This is a genomic window from Pontiella sp. (assembly GCF_041622395.1).
Classification (GTDB): domain Bacteria; phylum Verrucomicrobiota; class Kiritimatiellia; order Kiritimatiellales; family Pontiellaceae; genus Pontiella.
In genome coordinates this window covers 1-3,159 of record NZ_JBFJYW010000373.1, presented here as the reverse complement: position 1 = coordinate 3,159, position 3,159 = coordinate 1, and the positions used below count along the sequence as shown (strand labels likewise).

General features: G+C 60.1%; 3 protein-coding genes. 1 reads left to right on the top strand and 2 read right to left on the bottom strand.

Annotation, left to right across the window (positions count from 1 at the left end):
* Positions 1–481 precede the first annotated feature (481 nt).
* Positions 482–955, top strand: coding sequence for a VF530 family DNA-binding protein (locus ABYO54_RS15650; RefSeq protein WP_372809168.1), 474 nt, complete (start codon positions 482–484; stop codon positions 953–955).
* Between the two features lie 68 nt (positions 956–1,023).
* Here ABYO54_RS15650 and ABYO54_RS15645 read toward each other — a convergent pair whose 3' ends face one another.
* Positions 1,024–2,901 (bottom strand): RNB domain-containing ribonuclease, encoded by a 1,878-nt coding sequence (locus tag ABYO54_RS15645; RefSeq protein WP_372809167.1) that lies wholly within the window; start codon positions 2,899–2,901, stop codon positions 1,024–1,026.
* Positions 2,898–3,159, bottom strand: a 262-nt coding sequence (locus ABYO54_RS15640) for a hypothetical protein (RefSeq protein ID WP_372809166.1), incomplete at its 5' end; no start/stop codon positions are given. The genes ABYO54_RS15645 and ABYO54_RS15640, both read right to left, overlap by 4 nt.

Below are 3,159 nucleotides of genomic sequence, written 5' to 3'. Positions count from 1 at the left end.
AGGAGGTTTTTTTGCGCCCGCCCTTGGGCGATGCCCAAGGCTAAACCTAGAAAAGTAAATGAACCACAGATTAACGCGGATAAACACAGATTCATGAATAGGCTCTTCCTCCGGCGGGTGAGCGGGACAAACTCCATATCTCATTGAGGATCGGTGTCCATCTGAGTTCATCAGTGGTTCCATTCCCGGATTTAGGCTAAATTGTGTTGCGCCTTCAGCGCAAGGAAAGCGCGCTTCCGGCGGACACACCGAAATTTTTCTGCCGAAGGGTCGGCCGAAGGGTCGGTCCCGTAATATAGTAATCAAGTCGAGAGTGCTATAATACGAGGCCGGCTATTGACCCGGCTACGAATGTAGCAGGTTAGCCGTTTTCAGCGTTGGCGGCATTGACGTTTAACTTCTTTTGCTGGGCGCGGACCTTTGTATATAGTGCGTCTCGAGCTGGACAAGGGTCTGCCGTTGGAAACGAGAGGAAATGGATATGTCGGTGAACGAACTGAAAAATAGCCCGCTGCATGGTTTGTCGGCGGAGGCGATGTTGACGGAGCTGGTTGAATTCTATGGATGGGCGGTGCTGGACGCGGCGATCGACCTGAAGTGTTTTCGGATCCAGCCGACGATTCCGAGCGCCCTGACTTTTCTGAAAAAGGCGGAATGGGCCCGCAACCGGGTGGAGGAATTTTATCTCTACTGCTTTAAGGGGATGCCGAAGGGCGGCGCGGAAGAGCTGGAGCTCAAACCGCGCGAGCGCGGTTTCCCGGACGGGGTTTTGCCGAAGAAACCGAAGCCGCTGACGATCAAGCAGGCGCAGTCGATGGCGCCGGTTGCTCCCGAGCCGGACCGTGCCCCGAAGCCAAAACCGAAGCCGAGGCCGGTCGATCCAGAACCGGAGATCGAGGAGCCCTCGGAAAGCACCTTCAAATCCCGTTTCTCCAACTCCCGCTTTCGTCGCTAGCGCCCGGTTCTGCGCAACGAGGCCGGTGAATTGCGGCAAATCCCATCCGCCGGCTCCGCACGTTTTCTTCAGACCATGCGGCAGGTGAAGTCGAGATCGGGAAGGTTGATCTGCAGGAGCTGGACGTGGACTTCATCGTCGAGCTCGGCGTCGGCCATGCGGCGCATCTTTACATCGATGGCGAGTTCCGGAATCAGGACGGTGCCGCGGTCGTCGCGTTTGTCGACGACCACCCCGCGATAGACGGTTTCCGGATGTTGCTGCATGTGCAGCAACGTCCAGTGTCGGTTGCTCTGCCGCTCGGCCCGCGAGGTGTTGCCGCCGCCGACATCGGCCTGCGACATGCGTTCGAGCATCTCGGCTTCGCCGATGATGGGTTCGCCGCCGATAAACGCGCGGACCTGCTGGTGGACGAGCAAATCGGAATAGCGGCGCAGCGGGCTGGTGGCCCGGGTGTAGCGTTCGAGTCCGAGGCCGGAGTGCCAATCGGGCTCGAGGCGTAGCTCGGAGCGCTTGAACTTTTTGCGGTAGGCAAACATTTCGGCCATGGTTACGGGGGAGCCCGCTTCATCGGGCGGCGGCTGGCAGGCGAAGGGCACCGGAATTGCGTTTTCAAGGCAATAGCGGGCAATGGCCTCGCCGGCCATCAACATGGCGTCGGTCACCATGTCGCGGCTGTTCAGGCGCGGAAGATCTTTGATCTCGACCGTGAAATTATCCGGCTCCTTAAGGCCGAGCTCGTGCCGGGCGCACAGATTATAGAGCGCGCCCTCGACCGTGGTTTTGAGTTTTACTTCCGGCAGGTTTATTCTGGCAGCTCCTTGAGCAACGCGTCGCGTGCGGAACTGCTCGGTGATGAAGCTCATCTGCTGGAAGGGCGCGGTCTCCATCAGCTGGTCCGCGGCGGAATAGCTCAGCCGTTGAACGCGGATCCAGCTCGGGACGATTTTCAGGCAGGCGGGCGTGCCGTCGGCCCCGACCCCGATTTTAAACGAGAGGGCGGGGGAGATCTCCTGCAGTCCGAGTCCAAGAATGGAGGTGACGTCCTCCGGCAGCATGTTGATGACGACTTCGGGGAGGTAGAGGTTGGCGCCGCGGGCGCGGGCTTCCACGTCGAGCGGCGAGTCGGCATTGATCAGCGCGGCGGCATCGGCGACATGGATCCAGAGGCCATCGCCGTCGAGGCTGATGGCATCGTCCGGGTCGGAGCAGTTGTCGTCGTCGATGGCAAAGGTTTCCAGCGCGGTGAGATCCTCGCGCGGTTCCTCGGGCAGTTCGGGCACCTGCAACTCGGGTTGGGAGGTGGCGCAGCCGAAGCGGGCCGGATAGGGATTGACCGCGTCGTTCCACAGCGCCAGCTGCAACAGCAACCGATGCGCCTTTTCCGGCGCGATTTCGATGCCGAGCGCTTTCAGGGTGCGGTTGGTGGAGGCCTGTCCGTAGGCCAGCCGTTCGAGATCGCCCAGGTGGGGGAAATCCTCCGGTTGGATTGCGCGGTCCTTGACGCGTTGCAGGTAGGCTTCCCAGCGGGCGGCCTCTTCTTCTTTCTCGCGCTGCTTGTCGAGAAGGGCCGCCACCTCGGCTTCCGACCGAGGCGTGAGTTCTTCCGGGGTGCCGGTGAAATGGATTGCTTCGTCCAGCAACCGCCAGCTATGCCAGACGGACGCCGGGGTGGCCGCGCCGTAGATCAAGTCGGCCAGTTCGGTCAGGTCGACCGTTTCGCCCTGCAACAGCTCCCAAGCGTCCGCCATGTTGCCTTGCGGCTCCTGGTCGAGTTCGGCAAGGCTTTGAAGCGGTCCCGGATGAAGCAGCTGGATATCTTTCGGCCGGACCTTGATCTGTTTGCCGCCTGCCAGCTGGATGGCTATTTTGTCGCCGGGCTGATCAACGATCGCCGGGCCGTTTTTGTAGAGCACCAAACTGCGGGCTTTAAAATTCTGCGTCATAATACGTCCTGATTAGCGTGGAGGTTTCTGAATGGGAACAGGAACATACCCATTGAACCGCTTCCCGGCAACGCCCGAAGAGATCGCGTATAAAATGCAATGGCGCCGAGCCCCGCAAAAGTCATGGAGGTGAATCCGCCGGCGGGTACTTGAGAATGGTCTCGGGGGCAGAAAATAGGAAAAGGGGCAGGATTGCTAGTTTCCCGCCCGCCGACTAAGGTCCGCGCATGAATCCACGTTGCTTTTCCAATCTTCCGT